Origin of the sequence: Streptomyces sp. JJ38 (assembly GCF_019303475.1) — a bacterium.
Lineage (GTDB): Bacteria > Actinomycetota > Actinomycetes > Streptomycetales > Streptomycetaceae > Streptomyces.
This window is the reverse complement of the sequence record NZ_JABLSI010000016.1, coordinates 1-18,535: the sequence shown is the minus strand read 5'-3', so window position 1 is coordinate 18,535 and position 18,535 is coordinate 1. Positions and strand designations below refer to the sequence as shown.

Sequence of the window (18,535 nt, the reverse complement as noted above, 5' to 3'; positions counted from 1 at the left end):
TATGAGTGGACTTCTCGCCGGCAAGCGCATCCTGGTCACCGGCGTGCTGACCGACGCGTCGATCGCCTTCCACGTCGCGAAGCTGGCCCAGGAGGAGGGCGCCGAGGTCGTCCTGACCGGCTTCGGCCGGCTCACCCTGGTCCAGCGCATCGCCAAGCGGCTGCCCAAGGAGGCGCCGGTCATCGAGCTGGACGTGCAGAACCAGGAGCACCTGGACACCCTGGCCGCCCGGGTCACCGAGCACCTCGGCGAGGGCGTCGGCCTGGACGGCGTCGTGCACTCCATCGGGTTCGCACCCCAGGACGCGCTCGGCGGCAACTTCCTCAACACCGGCTGGGAGTCCGTCGCGACGGCCGTCGAGGTCTCGGCGTACTCGCTGAAGTCCCTCACGATGGCGCTGCTCCCGCTGATGGGCGCCCAGGCGGACGGCCCCGGGCGCGGCGGCTCGGTCGTCGGCATGGACTTCGACGCCCAGGTGGCCTGGCCCAAGTACGACTGGATGGGCGTGGCCAAGGCCGCCCTGGAGTCGACGTCCCGCTACCTCGCCCGTGACCTCGGCTCGGAGGGCATCCGCTCGAACCTCGTCTCCGCGGGCCCCATCAAGTCGATGGCCGCCAAGTCCATCCCCGGCTTCGAGGAGCTGGCGGACGTGTGGGACAGCCGGGCCCCGCTCGCCTGGGACCTCACCGACCCGGAGCCGGCCGCGCGCGGCGTCGTCGCCCTGCTCTCGGACTGGTTCCCCAAGACGACGGGCGAGATCGTGCACGTCGACGGCGGGGTGCACATGATGGGCGCGTAAGCGCCGGCCGACGGACGGGCCGAACGGCGCCGTCCGCCCGTCGCGGCCCGCGGCGGGCCGCCACAGCCCCCGCCCCGGGCCCGTACGTCTCGGCCGAGACGTACGGGCCCGGGGTTCGTGCGTGGGCCGGGGCCCTTCCGGGCGGGCGGAGGGCCCGTCCTCAGCCGCAGTCCGCGCCCCGGCAGTGGGCCGTGTACGAGGCGGCCTCCCGGGCGGCGGTCTCCGCGTCGCCGTCCCGGATGGCGTCGATCATCCGGCCGTGGTCGAGGTGCTCCTCCGGCCGCAGCCGCTCGCCCACGTCCAGCCGCAGGTAGTCGCGAAGGACGGCGCCGAGGTCCGCGTAGACGGCCGTCAGCACCTCGTTGTGGGACGCCTTCACCACCGCCAGGTGCAAGGTCACGTCCGCCTGGACGAAACGCTCCACGTCGCCGGAGGCCCAGGCCGCCTCGCGCTGCTCCAGCAGCGCGTACAGCTGCCGAAGCTCCTGCTCGTTCCGGCGCCGGGCCGCGAGCCGTGCCGCCTCCGCCTCCAGCGTCGCGCGCACCTCCGCGATGTGGACGGGGTCGGCCCGTGCGAAGCGCCGGTGCATGACGCCCGCCAGTTCGCTCGTCGCCACCACGTAGGTACCCGAGCCCTGGCGGATGTCCAGCAGCCCGTTGTGGGCGAGGGCGCGGATCGCCTCGCGGACGGTGTTCCGCGCCACGCCGAGCCGCTCGACCAGCTCCGGTTCGGTGGGGATGCGGCTGCCCACGGGCCACTCGCCCGAGGTGATCGGTTCCCGCAGAGCGTCGATGACCTGGTCGGCGAGGGCCGACCGGCGGGGAGAGTTCAGCGGCATGAGGAGGTCTCCGGCCCTTCAGGCTGTGACGCGAGTATTCATCCGATGATTCTATGATGGGCTCATGCCCCAGGACGACCGCACCACGCTCGACACCCCCGAGCCGCCCCTCGCCGCCCCCTCGCCCACCGTCCCCGCCCAGGCGAGCCCCCCGCCCTCTCGGCCCCGCTCGCCCTGGACCCCGCGGCTCGTCGTCCTCGGCCTGGTCCTGGCCTCCCTCAACCTCCGCCCCGCCGTCGCCGGGCTGGGGCCCGTGCTCGAGGAGGTCCGCACCGCGCTCGGCATGAGCGGCACCGTGACCGGGCTCCTCACCTCCGTGCCCGCCCTGTGCTTCGCCGTCTTCGGCGGCCTCGCCCCGCGCCTCGCGCGCCGACACGGCCCGGCCGCCGTCGTCCTCGCGGGCATGGCCGCCGTCACCGCGGGGCTCGCCCTGCGCCCGCTCGCCGGCGGCACCCCCCTCTTCCTGGCCACCACCGCCCTCGCGCTCGCCGGCATCGCCGTCAGCAACGTCCTCATGCCGGTGATCGTCAAGCGCTGGTTCCCCCACCGGGTCGGCGCCATGACCGGGCTCTACTCCATGGCCCTCTCCCTGGGCACCGCGGCCGCCGCCGCCCTCACCGTCCCGGCGGCCGAGGCCCTCGGGGGCACCTGGCGCACCGGGCTCGGCATGTGGGCGGCCCTCGCCGCCCTCGCCCTGCTGCCCTGGGCCGCCGTGGCCCTGCGCGACCGCGGCACCGGCCGCCGGAACGCCCGCACCGGGAGCACGGCCACCCCGGCCCCCGCCGCGCAGCCGGCCCACGAGGCCCCGGTGCCCCGGGTCACGCGCTCGCCCATCGCCTGGGCGCTCGGCTGCTTCTTCGGCCTCCAGGCCACCGCCGCCTACGTCACCCTCGGCTGGCTCCCGCAGATCTACCGCGACGCGGGCCTGTCCGCCGCCACCGCCGGAGCGCTGCTCGCCGTCACCATGGGGCTCGGCATCCCGCTCTCCTTCGTCCTGCCCCGGGTCGCCGCACGCCTCAGTCACCAGGGCCCCCTCGTCGTCCTCCTCGGCCTGTGCGGCCTGTCCGGCTACACCGGCCTCTGGCTCGCCCCCGCCTCGGGAGCCTGGGCCTGGGCCCTGCTCATGGGCGTCTCGAACTGCGCCTTCCCCCTCGTGCTCACGATGATCGGCATGCGCTCGCGGACCAGCGGGGGAGTGGCCCGGCTCTCCGCGTTCGTGCAGAGCACCGGTTACCTCATCTCCATCCCCGGCCCCCTGCTCGTCGGCGCACTGCACGGTGCCAGCGGCGGCTGGGAGCTGCCGCTCGCCCTGCTGGCGGTGCTCATGACGGTCCAGATCGGCGTCGGTCTCCTCGCCGGACGGAACCGGTGCGTCGAGGACGACGCCCGGGTGCGAGACTGACCCCATGCCTGTGCTCGACGAGAACCCCGGCGACGGCCAGAAGAAGCTCCTGTACGTCTTCGGCGCGATGATCGGCATCTGCGTGGTCATCGGCGTCATCGCCTCCGTCTTCGCCCCCTGACCCCGCCGGTGGTGGGGATAACCCCACCACCCCTAGGGGGCGCGGCTCAGGGAAGCGTGGGTGGCTTCCCGGGTGGGCCCGGGACGCCGCACGTCATAGCGTCGAAGCACCGCTCGACGCCACGACGAAAGGCGAGCCGATGTCGACCGCCGCCGGTGCCCACGTCCCCACCCACCGCCTCCGTGACGGCCACACGGGCCTGCGGCTGCGCTGGTGGGCCCTGCCCCTCCCGGTTGCCGTCTTCGCCGCCCTGACGGCGCTCCTCCTGCTCGGCGACGGGTCGGCCTCCCCCGGCGCGACGGCGGAGGGCCTCGGCGGGGCCGCGGCCGCCCTCTGGCACCACCTGAGCAGCCTCGGCCCCGCGGGCTCCGCGTGAGGAATCCCGATCCCCAACAGCCCGAGCCCCACGGCCGGTTTCGTGGGAAGCTGGGAAACATGAGCGTCGATCAGCCCCGCAGGATGGTCCTACTCCGACACGCCAAAGCCGACTGGCCCGACGTACCCGACCGCGAGCGGCCCCTGGCCGACCGGGGCCGCCAGGACGCCCCCCTCGCCGGAGACTGGCTGGTCTCCCAGGGCATCAGTCCCGAGCTGACGCTGTGCTCCACCGCCACCCGCACCCGCGAGACGTGGAAGCTCCTCGCGCCGCAGCTCCCGAAGCGTCCCAAGACGGTCTACGAGGACCGCGTGTACGACGCCTCGCCCGGCGAGCTCATCACCGTGATCAACGAGGTGCCCGATGACGTCCACGAGTTGCTCCTCGTCGCCCACAACCCCGGGGTGCAGGGGCTGGCGGAGGTGCTGACCGGCTCCGGGGAGGAGGACGCGCGCGAACGGATGGCCCGGGCCTTTCCGACCGCCGCGATGGCCGTCCTCACGGTGAACGGCTCCTGGAAGTCCGTCGAGCCCGGGGTGGCCCGCCTCGACGCCTTCTGGGTCCCGCACCCCTGAGCGGACCCCGGCCGCCGCGGGTGCCCGCCCGGCCGGGCGGGCACGACCGCCTCACACGGCGGCGTCGGCCGCCTCCACCTCCTCGCGCGTGATACCCAGCAGGTAGAGCACCGTGTCGAGGAACGGCACGTTGACCGCCGTGTGCGCGGCCTCCCGCACCATCGGCTTGGCGTTGAAGGCCACCCCGAGGCCCGCCGCGTTCAGCATGTCCAGGTCGTTCGCCCCGTCGCCGACGGCGACGGTCTGGGCCAGCGGCACGCCCGCCTCCGCGGCGAACCGCCGCAGCAGCCGCGCCTTGCCCGCGCGGTCGACGATCTCTCCGGTCACCCGGCCGGTGAGCTTGCCGTCCACGATCTCCAGGGTGTTGGCCGAGGCGAAGTCCAGCCCCAGGTGGTCCTTGAGCGCGTCCGTCACCTGCGTGAACCCGCCGGAGACGACGCCCACCTGGTAGCCGAGGAGCTTCAGGGTGCGCACCAGCGTCCGGGCGCCGGGCGTCAGCCGCACCTGCTCGCGCACCGTGTCCACCACCGAGGCGTCCAGCCCCGCCAACAGCGCGACCCGGGCGTGCAGCGACTCCTCGAAGTCCAGCTCGCCGCGCATCGCGGCGGCCGTCACCTCGGCGACCTTGTCCTCGCAGCCCGCGTGCCCGGCGAACAGCTCGATGACCTCGTCCTGGATCAGCGTGGAGTCCACGTCCATCACGACGAGCCGCTGGGCCCGCCGCTGCAGCCCCGACGCAACGACGGCGACGTCCACGCCCAGCGCCGCGGACTCGGTGGCCAGCGCCGTGCGCAGTGGCTCCGTCGGCGCCCCGGAGACGTCGAACTCGACCGCTGTCACCGGATACTTGGCCAGCCGGAAGATCCGGTCGATGTTCCCCCCGGTGCCGGTGATGCACGCCGCGATCGCCGCCGTCGACTCGGCGGTCAGCGGGTGCCCGAGCACGGTCACGTGCGAACGCCCGGTGCCGCGCGGCCGGTTGTCGCCGCGGCCGGAGATGATCTCGGCCTGGAGCTTGAGCGACTCGGCCCAGCCGTGCACGGTCGCCCGCAGCTCGCCCTCGCCGGACCCGTCTCCCTCCGGAGCGGTGACCAGGGCACACAGCGTTATCCGGCCTCGGGTGACCACCTGCTCGATGTCCACCACCGCCAGTCCGTAGGCGGCCAGCGTCTCGAAGAGGCCCGCGGTGATGCCGGGGCGGTCCTTGCCGAAGATCTTGATCAGCAGCGTGGGAGCGTCCTCGCCGGGCATGCCGGGCGGGAGTGGGGGATTCTGCGTCGCGCTCATGGTGCTTCCACCGTATCGGCAGACGCCGCCCTCCCGTACGCCTGTCCGCACCCCGGACGCGCGCCGGACCTCTGCCCTCCCGTGGTGGTTTCGCCGGATCTCACCGACGGTTCGCGCGGCCCGACTTCCTGTACGCGGGCCCGGCCTGAAATAGTTCCCCCGATGTTCGCCATCCCAGACCCTCCAGGCCGGGGGGTAGCTCGGGGGACCAGAAATCTGTGGGGCATGGAGTGCCGGAACTCGTACTGGAACTGAACGGCAATACGTGGACGCTTGATCCGTCCCGGTCATACGCGCTGGGGCGTGATCCGCAGGGGGACGTCGTTCTGGACGACGCGCGCGTCTCGTGGCGGCACGCCACGCTGCGCTGGGGCGGTCGCGCCTGGGTGATCGATGATCCGGGCAGCACCAACGGTACGTATGCCCAGGGGCAACGTGTCCAGCAGCTAGAGATCGGCCCGGGCACGGTACTGCATCTGGGTAACGCCACCGACGGGCCGAGGCTGAGCTTCGCGGCCCCGGCGATGGCCCAGCAGGCGGCCCCGCCCGTCCAGCAGCCGCAGGCCCACGCCCAGCAGGCACCGGCGCCGCAGCACCCCGGCGCGCAGGCACAGCCGCAGCACCAGCAGCAGGGCTGGGCCCAGCAGCCGCAGCAGGCCGGCGCGGGCCACCCGCAGCAGCAGGCGTACCCGCAGGCGCCCCGGCAGGGACAGCACCCGCAGCAGGCCGCGCAGTGGCAGCAGCAGGGCGCCCCACAGCAGCCGGCCGGGGCCCCGCAGCCCTCGGTGCCCGCCCAGCACGGCGCGCCCCCGCAGCAGGCACAGCACGCCGGCCTGGGGGACCGGAGCCCGACCACCTTCCACCAGCTCGCGCTCGGCCGCGTCATGCGCATCGGCCGTGCCCTGGAGAACGAGCTGGTCGTCTCCGACCTCCAGGTCTCCCGGCTGCACGCCGAGTTCCTGGCCGGGCCGGACGGGCTGTTCGAGATCCACGACCTCGGCAGCCACAACGGCACCTACGTCAACGGCCAGCAGCTCCCGAAGAACGGCCGCCGGCGCATCGGCCCGAACGACATCATCGGTGTCGGTCACTCCACCTTCCGGCTCGTCGGCGACCGCCTCGAGGAGTTCGTCGACACCGGTGAGGTCTCCTTCGCGGCCCGCCACCTGACGGTCCAGGTCGACGGTGGCAAGACGATCCTCAACGACGTCTCCTTCGGCGTCCCCGAGAAGTCCGTCATCGCCGTCATCGGCCCCTCCGGCTCCGGCAAGTCCACCCTCCTCAAGGCGCTGACCGGCTACCGGCCCGCCAACCAGGGCGAGGTGCTGTACGACAACCGGAACCTCTACACGCACTTCGCCGAACTGCGGCACCGCATCGGCCTCGTGCCGCAGGACGACATCCTGCACACGGCGCTCCCGGTGCGTACGGCACTGCGCTACGCGGCCAAGCTCCGCTTCCCCGGCGACGTCGCCGAGGCCGAGCGCAACGCCCGCGTCGAGGAGGTCCTTTCCGAGCTGAAGCTGGACATCCACGCCGAGAAGAAGATCACCTCGCTCTCCGGCGGCCAGCGCAAGCGCGTCTCGGTGGCCCTGGAGCTGCTGACCAAGCCCTCGCTGATCTTCCTCGACGAGCCGACCTCCGGTCTCGACCCGGGCATGGACCGCGACGTCATGCAGCTGCTGCGCGGCCTGGCCGACGACGGCCGCACGGTGCTCGTCGTCACCCACTCGGTGGCCGAGCTCCAGCTGTGCGACAAGCTGCTCGTCATGGCGCCGGGCGGCGGCGTGGCCTACTTCGGCCCGCCCGAGGAGGCCCTGAACTTCTTCGGCTACGACTCGTGGGCCGACGTCTTCTCCGCCTTCGAGAACTACCGCGACTACGACTGGATGGGCCGCTGGCGCGGCTCCCAGCACTACCAGCTCTATGCCGCCGACATCGACGCCGTCGCCCCGCAGCCCGTCCAGGTCGACTGGCACCAGCAGCAGGCCCGGCTGCAGAAGCCGCAGAGCTGGGGCTCACAGCTGTGGACGCTGATGCGGCGCTATGCCTCCGTCATCGCCTCCGACCGCGGCTTCATGGCCCTGATGCTGATCCTGCCCGCCGTCCTCGGCGTGGTCAGCGTCGTCATCCCGTCCGACTTCGGCCTGGGCTACGGGCCGGTGGAGAAGGGCCGGACGAACCGCGACGCCAGCACGATCATGCTGATCCTCGTCGTCGGCATGTGCTTCTCGGCCGCGGCCAACTCCGTCCGAGAACTGATCAAGGAACGGGTCATCTACGAACGGGAACGGGCCACCGGCCTCTCCCGGTCCGCCTATCTGATGTCCAAGGTGATCGTCCTCGGCATGATCACCGCCCTGCAGGGCGTGATCATCTGTGTCATCGGCTTCCTGCCGCGCGAGATGCCCACCGAGGGCGTGCTGCTCTCCCCGGGCATCGAGATGACCCTCGTCGTCATCGCCCTCGGCCTCTCCTCGATGATGGTCGGCCTGATCATCTCCTCGCTGGTCAAGACCGCAGAGAAGACGATGCCCCTGCTGGTCATGTTCGCCATCGTGCAGGTCGTGTTCACCGGCGTCCTCTTCCAGATCCACGAGAAGGCCGGCATCGAGCAGCTCGCCTGGCTCATGCCCTCCCGCTGGGCCGTGGCCGGTATGGGCAACACCGCGGACCTCAACGTCCTGCTGCCCTGGGACCCGCAGAGCGACGGCGACCCGCTGTGGCAGCACGAGCTCGGCGCCTGGCTGCTCAACATGAGCGTCCTGCTCGCCATGGCCGCGATCTGCGGCATCGTCGTCTCCCGCCTCCTGCGCCGCCACGAGCCGGAGGTCATGCGGAAGTAGCCCGCCCGCAGGCGCTTGACCGACGTCCGCCCGCCGGCCACCCATGGAGGGAGGCCGGCGGGCGGACGGCTGTCCGCCGCCCGCGGCGGGCCACAGGACCTAGGACCGGCGGCCGCCGCGACCGCGACCGGTTCCCGGGCTTGCGGCGGATCCGGCGCGGCCGCGGGCCGAGTACGGTGAGGGCATGGTGATCAGAACCGGGCTGGCCGCGGTCAGCGCAGCCCTCCTCGCCATGAACCGCCAGGTCGAGGTGCGCGAGGTGCTCCAGACGATCGTGCACTCCGCGCGTGACCTGCTCGACGCCGAGTACGCGGCGCTGGGCGTCCCCGACGACCGGGGCGGTTTCGCCCAGTTCGTCGTCGCCGGCGTCAGCGACGAGCAGTGGAAGGCCATCGGTCCGCTGCCCCGGCGCCACGGCATCCTCGCCGCCATGCTCGACGACGCCGCACCGCAGCGCCTCGCCGACGTCCGCCACGACCCGCGCTTCGAGGGCTGGCCCGCCGCCCACCCGGAGCTGTCCGACTTCCTCGGCATGCCGATCGCCGACGGCGACGAGGTCCTCGGCGCCCTCTTCCTCGCCAACAAGCGCTGCACCCGTCCGGACGGCGGCTGCGCCTTCACCGCCGAGGACGAGGACCTGCTGCGCGTCCTCGCCGAGCACGCGGCCATCGCCCTCAACAACGCCCGCCTGTACGAGCGCGCCCGGGAGCTGACCATCGCGGGGGAGCGGTCCCGCATCGCCCACGAACTGCACGACGCCGTCTCGCAGAAGCTCTTCTCGCTGCGGCTCACGGCCCAGGCGGCCACCGCCCTCGTCGACCGTGACCCCCGGCGCGCCAAGGACGAGCTGCACGAGATCGCCCGGCTCGCCGCCGACGCCGCCGACGAGCTGCGCGCCGCCGTCGTCGAGCTGCGTCCCGCCGCGCTGGAGGAGGACGGGCTCGTGGCCACCCTGCGCGCCCAGGTGCGGGTCCTGGACCGCGCCCACACGGCCTCGGTCACCTTCACGGCGGACGGCGTGCGCGCCCTGCCCGCCCCGCAGGAGGAGGCGGCCCTGCGCGTCGCCCAGGAAGCCCTGCACAACGCGCTGCGGCACGCCGGAGCGACGACCGTCGCGGTCAGCCTCGCCCGGCGCGACGGCGGCGGCACCACGCTGCGCGTGACGGACGACGGCCACGGCTTCGACCCCGGAGCCGTGCGCCGCGCCGGCCGTCATCTGGGCCTGGTGTCCATGCGGGACCGCGCGGCCTCGGTCGGCGGAACCCTCAGCGTGCAGTCCGAGCCCGGCAAGGGCACCGAGATCGAGATGGAGGTGCCCGGTGTCTGACCGCATCCGCGTGCTGCTCGTGGACGACCACCAGGTGGTACGACGGGGCCTGCGGACCTTTCTGGAGGTCCAGGACGACATCGAGGTCGTCGGTGAGGCCGCCGACGGCCAGGCCGGGGTCGAGGAGGCCCAGCGGCTCGCTCCCGACGTCATCCTGCTGGACGTGAAGATGCCCGGCACGGACGGCATCGAGGCCCTGCGCCGGCTGCGCGACGCCCAGAGCACGGCCCGCGTCCTCGTCGTCACCAGCTTCACCGAGCAGCGCACCGCCGTACCCGCGCTGCGGGCGGGCGCCGCCGGCTACCTCTACAAGGACGTCGCCCCCGACGCGCTCGCCGGGGCGATCCGCTCCGTCCACGCCGGGCACGTGCTCCTCCAGCCCGAGGTGGCGGCCGCCCTGCTCACCGAGGACAACGCCGCCCCCGGGCCCGGCCGCACCTCCGGGCTGACCGAACGGGAACGGGAGGTACTCGGCCTCATCGCCGACGGCCGGTCCAACCGCGAGATCGCCCGGACCCTCGTGCTGTCCGAGAAGACCGTCAAGACGCATGTGTCGAACATCCTGATGAAGCTGGATCTGGCCGACCGCACCCAGGCCGCCCTGTGGGCCGTCCGGCACGGCCTGACGGGCTGAACACGGACGCGCGGACCCGGTTCCGTGGTTCTCTTCCGATTGGCGATTCATGCTGTCGTGTGATGAGCGCCCGACTGCCCGCAACTCCTTCGGGGCCGCGCCGTTCTCCATGGCGTGCCGCGGCGACCGCCGCGGACCGCCAAGGAGGATTCCGGATAGTGAAGAAGCTCAACAAGGTCACGGCCGTCACGATGCTCGCCGGCGGGCTCATCGCCGCCGGCGCCGGCGCCGCCTCGGCCACCTCGGGCGGCGCCACCGCCCAGGGCGCGGCCGTCCAGTCGCCCGGCGTCGCCTCCGGCAACGTCGTGCAGGTCCCGGTGCACGTGCCGGTGAACGTCTGCGGCAACTCGGTCAACGTCGTGGGCCTGCTGAACCCGACCTTCGGCACCACCTGCGTCAACCACTGACCGGAGCCCACACCGCTCCCGCCCCGGCCCCCGGACACCCCGTCCGGGGGCCGGCCCCGTTCCCCGGCCCCGGTCCCCCGGCTCCGATCGCTCCGACGCCGCCGATTGCTCCGAACGGGCGGCGGACGGAGGGCGACCGTGTCGGCTCCGGACCCCCGACGTTGCTCAGCGTGCGGCCTCGCCGCACGCTTCACGCCGGGTCGCTCCGGCATTGCCGATTACCACAGGAGAATCCCCATGAACGCAGCCAAGAAGGTCGCCCTCAGCATCGCCGCCGCAGGCGCCGCCGTGGGCGGTGCCGCCGGCACCGCGGCCGCCGACGCGGGCGCCGGTGCGGCCGCCGTCGGCTCGCCGGGCGTGGTTTCCGGCAACATCGTGCAGGTCCCGGTCCACGTGCCGATCAACGCCTGCGGCAACTCGGTCAACATCATCGGTGCCCTCAACCCGACCTTCGGGAACGAGTGCATCAACGACTGACGTCACCCGGCACCGTGCCCGGGCGGGAGCGGCGGCGCGTCACCCGCGCCGCCGCTCCACCTCCTCCGCGTACGCGTTGAACGCCGCCACCTGGGCCCTGCGCGCCATCCGCTCCACCGGACGCAGCAGCTCCGCCCGCGCCGTGAGCTGACCGGCGCTCACCGCCGCCCCCGGCTCGGCCAGCTCCGCGATGTTCACCAGCGCGGCCACCCGCTGGGCCAGCTCCAGCACCCGCACCGCACGCCCCGGGTACCCGGGGGCCAGCAGCCGCCGCCCCGCCTCCGCCCGCGCCTGGTAGGCCGCCAGCGCCGCCTGCGCCACCGGCCCGGAACCCGCCACGTCCAGCCGTGTCAACGCCTCCGTGGCATCCCGCAACGCCTGCTGGAGCTCCCGCTCGGCCTCTCCCAGCGACGGCACGTCCGCCGGCGGCGCCTCCCGCACCGGGCGGCACCGCCAGACCACCTCCACATGGACGTCCCCCGTGGGCCCCGCCTCCGTGACCTCCGGCACGAGCCCCAGCGCCGTCCCGGACACCGGCACCGCCTCCCCGGCCTCCAGCGCGGCCGTGTTGAACTCCGGCGGCCCGCTCAGCCCCAGCGGGTGCCCCGGCACCGGCAACGCCACCCGCAGCGCCACGGCCCCGAGCGCCCGCAGCCGTCCCAGCGCCAGCGTCAGCCCCACGGGCGGCCCCTCCTCGCCGGGCAGCCCGGCCACCCGGTGCACGGCGTCCTCCCCGACGATCCGCTCCACGGCCTCGTCTGGCGAGACCTCCCCGGCCAGCAGTGCGTTTCCCCAGGCGGCGAGCCGCCCCGAACGAGGTTCTTCCAGCATCGCCCCAGCCTAGGCCGTGGGCCCCCGGACGCCGCCCCGCCAAGGCTGACCGCCGCGGCCGGGGACGGGTGGCGTAGGTTTTCCCTGGGGACTGTGCCCACCGGCACGGGCGAAGCGACTGCAATGGGAGACAACGCGCTCATGAGCGATGTACTGGAGCTGGTGGACGTATCCGTGGTCCGCAACGGTCGGGCTCTGGTGGACGACGTCTCCTGGTCGGTCAAGGAGGGCGAGCGATGGATCATCCTGGGCCCCAACGGCGCCGGCAAGACGACCCTGTTGAACCTCGCCTCCAGCTACCTCTTCCCGACCTCCGGCCAGGCCACGATCCTCGGTGAGCGGCTCGGCTCCGTCGACGTCTTCGAACTGCGCCCCCGCATCGGCGTCTCCAGCAGCGCCCTCACCGAGAAGCTGCCCCGCTCCCAGACGGTCCTCCAGACGGTGCTGACCGCGGCCTACGGCATGACCGCGGGCTGGCACGAGGACTACGACGCCGTCGACGAGGAGCGCGCCCGCGCCTTCCTCGACCGGCTCGGCATGAGCGAGTACCTCGACCGGAGGTTCGGCACCCTCTCCGAGGGTGAGCGCAAGCGCACCCAGATCGCCCGCTCGATGATGGCCGACCCGGAGCTGCTCCTCCTCGACGAGCCCGCCGCCGGGCTCGACCTCGGCGGCCGGGAGGACCTCGTCCGCCGCCTCGGGCGCCTCGCCCGCGACCCCTACGCTCCCTCCATGGTCATGGTCACCCACCACGTCGAGGAGATCCCCCCGGGCTTCACCCACGTCCTGATGATCCGTCAGGGCAAGGTCCTCACAGCCGGCCCGCTGGAGACGGAGATGACCTCCTCCAACCTCTCCCACTGCTTCGGACTGCCGCTCGTCGTGGAGCGCGTCGGTGACCGCTGGACGGCAAACGGCCTCCCGCTCGGCTGAGTTCGCCCTGGGCCGGGATCGCCCGCGCTCTGTCCCGGCGTGGCCAAGCCACCTATGATGACCCCGTGGACGCATGGGTGTGGTGGCTCGTAGCCGCGGTGGGGCTGTGCATTCCGCTGGTGCTGACCGCGATGCCCGAGATGGGCATGCTCGCGGTGGGTGCGGGAGCGGGAGCCCTCGCCGCGGGGCTCGGTGGCGGTCTGGTCATCCAGGTGGTCGTCTTCTGCGCGGTGTCGACGGCGCTGATCGTCGCCGTCCGGCCCCTGGCGCGCAGGATGCGGGCCGAACGTCCGGAGCTGGCCACAGGGGTGGACGCCCTCAAGGGGCGGCAGGCCGTCGTCGTCGAACGCGTCGACGGGGACGGGGGCCGCGTCAAGGTCGCCGGCGAGATCTGGTCGGCACGGGCCCTCGAGCCGGGTGAGTCCTACGAGCCGGGGCACCGGGTCGACGTGGTCGAGATCGACGGAGCCACCGCCGTCGTGATGTGATGACACACGACCACCGGTACGACACGGTCCGTCAACCACACACATCGGCAAACGAGTCCAGGGGGGCGCGATGGACGCCGTCATCATCGTCCTGATCATCCTGGTGGTGCTGGTCTTCATCGCACTCATCAAGACGATCCAGGTCATTCCGCAGGCGAGTGCCGCCATCGTGGAGCGCTTCGGCCGCTACACCCGCACACTCAACGCGGGCCTCAACATCGTCGTCCCGTTCATCGACACGATCCGCAACCGCATCGACCTGCGCGAGCAGGTCGTGCCCTTCCCGCCGCAGCCCGTGATCACCCAGGACAACCTGGTCGTGAACATCGACACCGTCATCTACTACCAGGTCACCGATGCGCGGGCGGCCACCTACGAGGTCTCCAGCTACATCCAGGCCATCGAGCAGCTCACCGTCACCACGCTGCGCAACATCATCGGCGGCATGGACCTGGAGCGCACGCTGACCTCCCGTGAGGAGATCAACGCAGCCCTCCGCGGTGTGCTCGACGAGGCCACCGGCAAGTGGGGCATCCGCGTCAACCGCGTCGAGCTGAAGGCGATCGAACCGCCCACCTCCATCCAGGACTCGATGGAGAAGCAGATGCGCGCAGACCGGGACAAGCGCGCCGCCATCCTCCAGGCCGAGGGCGTCCGGCAGTCGGAGATCCTCCAGGCGGAGGGGCACAAGCAGTCGGAGATCCTGCGGGCCGAGGGTGACGCGAAGGCCGCCGCGCTGCGCGCCGAAGGTGAGGCCCAGGCCATCCGCACCGTCTTCGAGTCCATCCACGCGGGCGACCCGGACCAGAAGCTCCTCTCCTACCAGTACCTCCAGATGCTGCCGAAGATCGCCGAGGGCGACGCCAACAAGCTCTGGATCGTGCCGAGCGAGATCGGCGACGCGCTCAAGGGCCTCGGCGGTGCGCTGGACGGGTTCAAGCGGCAGGGCGGTGAGCCCTCCGGCCCGACGATCCCCGCGCCGTCGACGGGCATGAGCAAGCGGCCCTCCGAGCGTCCCCCGATTGACTGAACCAACCGTCGTTCTGACTACCGTTGTCCTGACACGGCTTCGGCCCGGTGCGTCACGCACCGGGCCGAAGCCGTGCGAGGTGCCTCCCCGCCGGCGTCCGCGCCTCAGGCCGGGGCCGGCATCGGCAGCCACTCCGGGAGAGCGCCGCCGTCACGCAGGTTCAGGGCGAGCAGCAACGTGTCCGCGGGCGTCGGCTCGAAGGGCTGGGTCAGCAGCCGCATCCCCGCCTGCGCCGGAGTCCGGTCCGCCTTGCGGTGGTTGTCCTCCGCGCAGGCCGCCACCGTGTTGAGCCACGTGTCGCCCCCGCCCCGCGACCGGGGGACGATGTGGTCCACCGTGGTCGCCCGCCGCCCGCAGTAGGCGCACCGGTGCCGGTCCCGCACCAGGACACCGCGCCGCGACCACGGCGCCCGTTGTCGGAACGGCACCCGGACGTACCGGCGCAGCCTGATCACCTGGGGCACGGGCAGCTCCAGCTGCGCCGCCCGCACCCGAAGCCCGGGATGCTCCTGCTCGACGACGGCCTTGTCCTGCATCACCAGCACCACGGCCCGACGCAGCGACACCGTCGACAACGGCTCGAAACTCGCGTTGAGAATGAGCGTCTCGCGCATCCCGTCCACCTCCCCGTCCGCCCGCCCCCTGGCGGGTGGCCACCACTGTGCCGCTGCCCGTTCCGGTGGACAACGCAATTTCCCCGCTGTGTACGGGAGATGACCATCGGCGGACCGTCGGCCGTCGGGGAGGGGAAGGGAGATGCGCCACCGTCCGGCGCACCGGGCCCGGAACGGGCGAACGCCCCGCCTGACAGGCGGGGCGTTCGTGTTGGCGGAGGCCACCTCCCCGAGCCGCGCACGCGGCACGGTGGCGGCCGGGAACCGAGGTGACTCAGGAGGCGGACACCTCGTACTCGCCGATCAGCTGCGCCCGGCCGATGGCCTTGAAACGCAGGTTGAAACCGACGACGGCCGGGCTCGCGTCGGAGTCCGGGCCCAGCTTCTCCTCACCGACCGCGTACACGGTGAAGACGTAGCGGTGCGGTCCGTCGCCGGGCGGCGGCGCGGCACCGCCGAACTCCTTCGAGCCGTAGTCGTTGCGCACGTGCACGGCCCCCTGCGGCAGACCGGGGAAGCCGCCGCTCCCGGCACCGGCCGGCAGCTCTGTCACGGACGCCGGGATGTCGAAGAGGACCCAGTGCCAGAAGCCACTGCCGGTCGGCGCGTCCGGGTCGAAGCAGGTCACCGCGAAGCTCTTCGTCTCCGCCGGAAAGCCCTCCCAGCGCAGGTGGGGCGAGGCGTTGCCCTCCGCGTACACCTGGTCCGGCCGCAGCCGCGCGCCCTCGGACACGTCGTCGCTGACCACCGTGAAGGACGCCACCGGCGGGTGGAACTCATGGGGGAGAGGACGCCGCTTCTGCTCGGTCACTGGGAACCTCCTGATCGCTGGCATCGATGCATCGGCCAGCCTAACGAGAGGGCGCCCCCGAAACTGACAGCATGTCGGGGTGCTGCGAAAGATCCTGCTCGTCCTGACGGCGCCGACCGCGCTGCTCACCGGCTGCGTCACGCCCTCGGGCAGCACGGACGGGGGCGGCGGCCCCTCCGACGGTTCCGGCGGTCGGCACGCGACCCCCGTCGCGACCCCCTCCTGGGCCACCGGGATGCCGGTCACCACGCCCGGACGCCTGCCGCCCGAGGCCCGTGAGACCCTGCGTCTCATCGAGGCTGGAGGCCCCTACCCGTACGAGGAGAGGGACGGCACCGCCTTCGGCAACTTCGAGGGCCGACTGCCTCAGCGGTCTCGCGGGTACTACCGCGAGTACACCGTGCCCACGCCCGGCTCGGACGACCGCGGCGCCCGCCGCCTCGTCACCGGCGAGGCGGCGGTACGACACCAGTGACCATGACTCGACCTTCACAGCGGTGGTGACACCATGACCAGCCCCCAGACGTCCGGTGCCCTTCCGACAGCCGACCTCTCCGGCGTGCTCGACGGCTCCCTGCCGCCCGGTCTCTACCGCTGGCGGCCCTCGGAGGGCGACCCGGGGCCCGCGGAGGGGCCCGAAGAAGCCGGATGGGACAGCCGAGTGGTGGACCTGGCCGATGTCAGCGGCACGGCCGGCTTCCTCGAGCGCTGCGCCGAGAGCCTCGGCTTTCCCGACAGCTTCGGGCACAACTGGGACGCCCTCGCCGACTGCCTCACCGACCTGAGCTGGACGGATCCCCCCGAGCAAGGCCGTCTGCTGCTCGTCCGCGGCTGGGACAGGTTCACGGAGGCGGCGCCCCGGGACGCGGCGACGGCCGCGGACGTCCTCGCCGCGGCCGTCGGCTTCTGGGGAGGCCGGGCCACCCCGATGACGGTGTTGCTGAGCTGAGCTCAGCTCAGCTCAGCTCAGCTCAGCGCCCGGCCCGGGCTCAGAACCAGTTGCGGCGGCTGCCGACCTCGGACAGCCACTGGTTCAGGTAGCCGGTCCAGTCGGTCTGGTGGAAGTGCTCCAGATCGACCTGGAAGCACCGGTAGGAGTCACTCCCCCCGGTGAACAGCCCCGGCTTCTTGTCCATCTCCAGGACGACGTCCATCGTCCGGTCGTCCGCGACGAACGAGAGCTCGACCTGGCTGAGCCCCCGGTACTGGGACGGCGCGTAGAACTCGATCTCCTGGTAGAAGGGGAGCCGCTGCCGGGTGCCGCGGATGACCCCCTGCTCCAGGTCCGCGCTCTTGAACCGGAAGCCGAGCGAGCCGAACGCATCGAGGATCGCCGCCTGCGCCGGAAGCGGGTGGACGTGCACGGGGTCGAGGTCGGAGGAGTCGACGGCCCGCGCGATGGCCAGCTCCGTCGTCACACCGATGTGCATCCCCCGCAGCTCCTGCCCGAGGAACGTCGTGATCGGCGTCTCCCACGGGATCTCCATGGTGAAGGGCACCACGTGCGAGGCCCCCGCCTGGAGCTGGAAGGCCCCGCCCACCTGCTGCTTGAGGAACTCGACGTTCCGCAGGACCTCCTGGTCCTGGCTCTCCACCTCCACCCTGCCCTGCAGGCCGACGGAGACCCCCTGGATCTCCTGGTCCACGGACCCGCCCTCGATCCGCACCTCTCCGTGCACCGCCCCACCCGGCAGCACGTTCGGCTCGGACAGCACGGTGTCCACCGATGCGCCGCCGATCCCCACACTCGCGAACAGCTTCTTGAAGCCCATCTCGTCCCTCCCGACTACTCGAACTACTCGACTACGCTCGACTGGCATGTTCGCCGCCCGTGACCGTACAGCGCTTCCCCGAGCCTTCTTCGACCGTCCCGTCCTCGACGTGGCCCGCGACCTGCTCGGCCGTACCCTCGTCCGCCACACCGCGGACGGGCCGATCGAGCTCCGCCTGACCGAGGTGGAGGCGTACGAGGGCGAACGCGACCCGGGCTCCCACGCCTTCCGCGGCCTGACCGAACGCAACGCCGTCATGTTCGGACCTCCCGGTCACGCCTACGTCTACTTCACTTACGGCATGTGGCACTGCCTGAACCTGGTCTGTGAGACGAAGGGGACGGCGGCCGGGGTTCTCCTGCGTGGCGGCGAGATTCTGACCGGTGCCGAGCTGGCCCGTACCCGGCGGCACACGGCACGACGTGACACCGAGCTGGCCAGGGGGCCCGCGCGCCTGGCGACGGCCCTGGACATCGACCGTCGGCTCAACGGTGCGGACGTGTGTGGTGACGGCGAGCCGCGGCCCGCGCTGTCGCTCCTGGCCGGCGATCCCCCCGCGCCCGGGCTGGTCCGGACCGGCCCGCGCACCGGCGTCGGCGGGGACGGCGCGGGGCACCCCTACCGCTTCTGGATCAGCGGCGACCCCACCGTCAGTCCCTACCGGGCGCACCAGCCGCGACGCCGTCCGGGGCGACTTGACTCTGGAACACGAGACGCCTAACGTAGTCCGAGCCGCTGGACGCAGGCAGAGCCTTTACAACGATCATCAGACTTGATCGAGTGGGGTGCCGCGCCAGGCGGCCAACCCACTACTACGGACTCTCCCGCAAGGGGACGTCTTCCGGCGCGCCCGGAAAGCATCCCCGAAAAGCTCGATTAGGAGCTGAGCGGAAAACTCGCTAAAGTAGTGGACACACCGAAGGGAAGCGCCCGGAGGAAACCCGGAAGGGAATCCGAAGGAAGCGTC

General features: G+C 72.4%; 22 protein-coding genes. 16 read left to right on the top strand and 6 right to left on the bottom strand.

Annotation, left to right across the window (positions count from 1 at the left end):
• Position 1: 1 nt before the first annotated feature.
• Positions 2–799: an enoyl-ACP reductase FabI gene (gene fabI, locus HPT28_RS10950; RefSeq protein WP_219090828.1), complete on the top strand. Its 798-nt coding sequence runs from the start codon at positions 2–4 to the stop codon at positions 797–799.
• 160 nt (positions 800–959) lie between these two features.
• Here the strand turns inward: fabI and HPT28_RS10945 are convergent, their stop codons facing one another.
• Complete coding sequence (locus HPT28_RS10945; protein ID WP_219090827.1) at positions 960–1,637, bottom strand: FadR/GntR family transcriptional regulator; 678 nt, start codon at positions 1,635–1,637, stop codon at positions 960–962.
• A 64-nt stretch (positions 1,638–1,701) separates the two neighbouring features.
• On the opposite strand from HPT28_RS10945, the gene HPT28_RS10940 reads away from it, so the two are divergent.
• The 4 genes from HPT28_RS10940 to HPT28_RS10930 all read left to right on the top strand — a co-directional run bounded on the left by HPT28_RS10940 (position 1,702) and on the right by HPT28_RS10930 (position 4,111).
• Complete coding sequence (locus HPT28_RS10940) at positions 1,702–3,039, top strand: MFS transporter (RefSeq protein WP_219090826.1); 1,338 nt, start codon at positions 1,702–1,704, stop codon at positions 3,037–3,039.
• 4 nt (positions 3,040–3,043) lie between these two features.
• A complete protein-coding gene (locus HPT28_RS26760; RefSeq protein ID WP_257578409.1) occupies positions 3,044–3,160 on the top strand; it encodes an SGM_5486 family transporter-associated protein in 117 nt (38 codons plus the stop codon).
• A 139-nt stretch (positions 3,161–3,299) separates the two neighbouring features.
• The gene (locus HPT28_RS10935; RefSeq protein ID WP_219090825.1) at positions 3,300–3,536 is read left to right on the top strand and encodes a hypothetical protein; all 237 of its coding nucleotides are present in this window, start codon (positions 3,300–3,302) and stop codon (positions 3,534–3,536) included.
• Positions 3,537–3,595: 59 nt separating this feature from the next.
• On the top strand, positions 3,596–4,111 hold the full coding sequence (locus HPT28_RS10930; RefSeq protein ID WP_219090824.1) for a histidine phosphatase family protein: 516 nt from the start codon (positions 3,596–3,598) through the stop codon (positions 4,109–4,111).
• 51 nt (positions 4,112–4,162) lie between these two features.
• Here the strand turns inward: HPT28_RS10930 and serB are convergent, their stop codons facing one another.
• Entirely contained in the window at positions 4,163–5,398 is a 1,236-nt protein-coding gene (serB, locus tag HPT28_RS10925) for a phosphoserine phosphatase SerB (protein WP_219090823.1), read from the bottom strand.
• 230 nt (positions 5,399–5,628) lie between these two features.
• Between serB and HPT28_RS10920 the strand changes: the two genes are divergently transcribed.
• From HPT28_RS10920 to HPT28_RS10900, 5 genes are all read left to right on the top strand, one after another.
• Positions 5,629–8,244, top strand: coding sequence for an FHA domain-containing protein (locus HPT28_RS10920; RefSeq protein ID WP_219090822.1), 2,616 nt, complete (start codon positions 5,629–5,631; stop codon positions 8,242–8,244).
• 184 nt (positions 8,245–8,428) lie between these two features.
• Positions 8,429–9,571, top strand: a complete 1,143-nt coding sequence (locus tag HPT28_RS10915) for a GAF domain-containing sensor histidine kinase (protein WP_219090821.1) — start codon at positions 8,429–8,431, stop codon at positions 9,569–9,571.
• A complete protein-coding gene (locus HPT28_RS10910; protein ID WP_219090820.1) occupies positions 9,564–10,205 on the top strand; it encodes a response regulator transcription factor in 642 nt (213 codons plus the stop codon). The genes HPT28_RS10915 and HPT28_RS10910 overlap by 8 nt, the downstream gene beginning before the upstream one ends.
• A 158-nt stretch (positions 10,206–10,363) precedes the next feature.
• Positions 10,364–10,612 carry a chaplin gene (locus tag HPT28_RS10905; RefSeq protein ID WP_219090819.1) on the top strand — a complete coding sequence of 83 codons (249 nt, stop codon included), beginning with the start codon at positions 10,364–10,366 and terminating at the stop codon, positions 10,610–10,612.
• A 237-nt stretch (positions 10,613–10,849) separates the two neighbouring features.
• Positions 10,850–11,089 (top strand): chaplin, encoded by a 240-nt coding sequence (locus tag HPT28_RS10900; protein WP_219090818.1) that lies wholly within the window; start codon positions 10,850–10,852, stop codon positions 11,087–11,089.
• 39 nt (positions 11,090–11,128) lie between these two features.
• On the opposite strand, the gene HPT28_RS10895 is transcribed toward HPT28_RS10900, so the two are convergent.
• Complete coding sequence (locus tag HPT28_RS10895) at positions 11,129–11,920, bottom strand: hypothetical protein (protein ID WP_219090817.1); 792 nt, start codon at positions 11,918–11,920, stop codon at positions 11,129–11,131.
• Positions 11,921–12,061: 141 nt separating this feature from the next.
• On the opposite strand from HPT28_RS10895, the gene HPT28_RS10890 reads away from it, so the two are divergent.
• The 3 genes from HPT28_RS10890 to HPT28_RS10880 all read left to right on the top strand — a co-directional run bounded on the left by HPT28_RS10890 (position 12,062) and on the right by HPT28_RS10880 (position 14,371).
• On the top strand, positions 12,062–12,853 hold the full coding sequence (locus HPT28_RS10890; RefSeq protein ID WP_219090816.1) for an ABC transporter ATP-binding protein: 792 nt from the start codon (positions 12,062–12,064) through the stop codon (positions 12,851–12,853).
• Between the two features lie 65 nt (positions 12,854–12,918).
• Positions 12,919–13,341 carry an NfeD family protein gene (locus HPT28_RS10885; RefSeq protein WP_308119157.1) on the top strand — a complete coding sequence of 141 codons (423 nt, stop codon included), beginning with the start codon at positions 12,919–12,921 and terminating at the stop codon, positions 13,339–13,341.
• Between the two features lie 70 nt (positions 13,342–13,411).
• Positions 13,412–14,371 (top strand): SPFH domain-containing protein, encoded by a 960-nt coding sequence (locus HPT28_RS10880; protein WP_219090815.1) that lies wholly within the window; start codon positions 13,412–13,414, stop codon positions 14,369–14,371.
• 104 nt (positions 14,372–14,475) lie between these two features.
• On the opposite strand, the gene HPT28_RS10875 is transcribed toward HPT28_RS10880, so the two are convergent.
• Both HPT28_RS10875 and HPT28_RS10870 read right to left on the bottom strand, forming a co-directional pair.
• Entirely contained in the window at positions 14,476–14,985 is a 510-nt protein-coding gene (locus HPT28_RS10875) for an HNH endonuclease (RefSeq protein WP_219090814.1), read from the bottom strand.
• Positions 14,986–15,259: 274 nt separating this feature from the next.
• Positions 15,260–15,796 carry a YbhB/YbcL family Raf kinase inhibitor-like protein gene (locus HPT28_RS10870; protein ID WP_219090813.1) on the bottom strand — a complete coding sequence of 179 codons (537 nt, stop codon included), beginning with the start codon at positions 15,794–15,796 and terminating at the stop codon, positions 15,260–15,262.
• Between the two features lie 79 nt (positions 15,797–15,875).
• Here HPT28_RS10870 and HPT28_RS10865 point away from each other — a divergent pair, with 79 nt between their 5' ends.
• Both HPT28_RS10865 and HPT28_RS10860 read left to right on the top strand, forming a co-directional pair.
• A complete protein-coding gene (locus HPT28_RS10865) occupies positions 15,876–16,271 on the top strand; it encodes a ribonuclease domain-containing protein (RefSeq protein WP_374226951.1) in 396 nt (131 codons plus the stop codon).
• Between the two features lie 33 nt (positions 16,272–16,304).
• Complete coding sequence (locus HPT28_RS10860; RefSeq protein WP_219090812.1) at positions 16,305–16,745, top strand: barstar family protein; 441 nt, start codon at positions 16,305–16,307, stop codon at positions 16,743–16,745.
• Positions 16,746–16,785: 40 nt separating this feature from the next.
• Here HPT28_RS10860 and HPT28_RS10855 read toward each other — a convergent pair whose 3' ends face one another.
• Positions 16,786–17,568: a sporulation protein gene (locus HPT28_RS10855; RefSeq protein WP_219090811.1), complete on the bottom strand. Its 783-nt coding sequence runs from the start codon at positions 17,566–17,568 to the stop codon at positions 16,786–16,788.
• Between the two features lie 46 nt (positions 17,569–17,614).
• Between HPT28_RS10855 and HPT28_RS10850 the strand changes: the two genes are divergently transcribed.
• Positions 17,615–18,289: a DNA-3-methyladenine glycosylase gene (locus HPT28_RS10850; RefSeq protein WP_219090810.1), complete on the top strand. Its 675-nt coding sequence runs from the start codon at positions 17,615–17,617 to the stop codon at positions 18,287–18,289.
• The last annotated feature ends 246 nt before the right edge of the window (positions 18,290–18,535 follow it).

Coding starts and splice junctions, on each gene's coding strand:
- fabI (WP_219090828.1), top strand. CDS start 2: ATGAGTGGACTTCTCGCCGGCAAGCGCATCCTGGTCACCGGCGTGCTG.
- HPT28_RS10945 (WP_219090827.1), bottom strand. CDS start 1,637: ATGCCGCTGAACTCTCCCCGCCGGTCGGCCCTCGCCGACCAGGTCATC.
- HPT28_RS10940 (WP_219090826.1), top strand. CDS start 1,702: ATGCCCCAGGACGACCGCACCACGCTCGACACCCCCGAGCCGCCCCTC.
- HPT28_RS26760 (WP_257578409.1), top strand. CDS start 3,044: ATGCCTGTGCTCGACGAGAACCCCGGCGACGGCCAGAAGAAGCTCCTG.
- HPT28_RS10935 (WP_219090825.1), top strand. CDS start 3,300: ATGTCGACCGCCGCCGGTGCCCACGTCCCCACCCACCGCCTCCGTGAC.
- HPT28_RS10930 (WP_219090824.1), top strand. CDS start 3,596: ATGAGCGTCGATCAGCCCCGCAGGATGGTCCTACTCCGACACGCCAAA.
- serB (WP_219090823.1), bottom strand. CDS start 5,398: ATGAGCGCGACGCAGAATCCCCCACTCCCGCCCGGCATGCCCGGCGAG.
- HPT28_RS10915 (WP_219090821.1), top strand. CDS start 8,429: ATGGTGATCAGAACCGGGCTGGCCGCGGTCAGCGCAGCCCTCCTCGCC.
- HPT28_RS10900 (WP_219090818.1), top strand. CDS start 10,850: ATGAACGCAGCCAAGAAGGTCGCCCTCAGCATCGCCGCCGCAGGCGCC.
- HPT28_RS10895 (WP_219090817.1), bottom strand. CDS start 11,920: ATGCTGGAAGAACCTCGTTCGGGGCGGCTCGCCGCCTGGGGAAACGCA.
- HPT28_RS10890 (WP_219090816.1), top strand. CDS start 12,062: ATGAGCGATGTACTGGAGCTGGTGGACGTATCCGTGGTCCGCAACGGT.
- HPT28_RS10880 (WP_219090815.1), top strand. CDS start 13,412: ATGGACGCCGTCATCATCGTCCTGATCATCCTGGTGGTGCTGGTCTTC.
- HPT28_RS10875 (WP_219090814.1), bottom strand. CDS start 14,985: ATGCGCGAGACGCTCATTCTCAACGCGAGTTTCGAGCCGTTGTCGACG.
- HPT28_RS10860 (WP_219090812.1), top strand. CDS start 16,305: ATGACCAGCCCCCAGACGTCCGGTGCCCTTCCGACAGCCGACCTCTCC.
- HPT28_RS10855 (WP_219090811.1), bottom strand. CDS start 17,568: ATGGGCTTCAAGAAGCTGTTCGCGAGTGTGGGGATCGGCGGCGCATCG.
- HPT28_RS10850 (WP_219090810.1), top strand. CDS start 17,615: ATGTTCGCCGCCCGTGACCGTACAGCGCTTCCCCGAGCCTTCTTCGAC.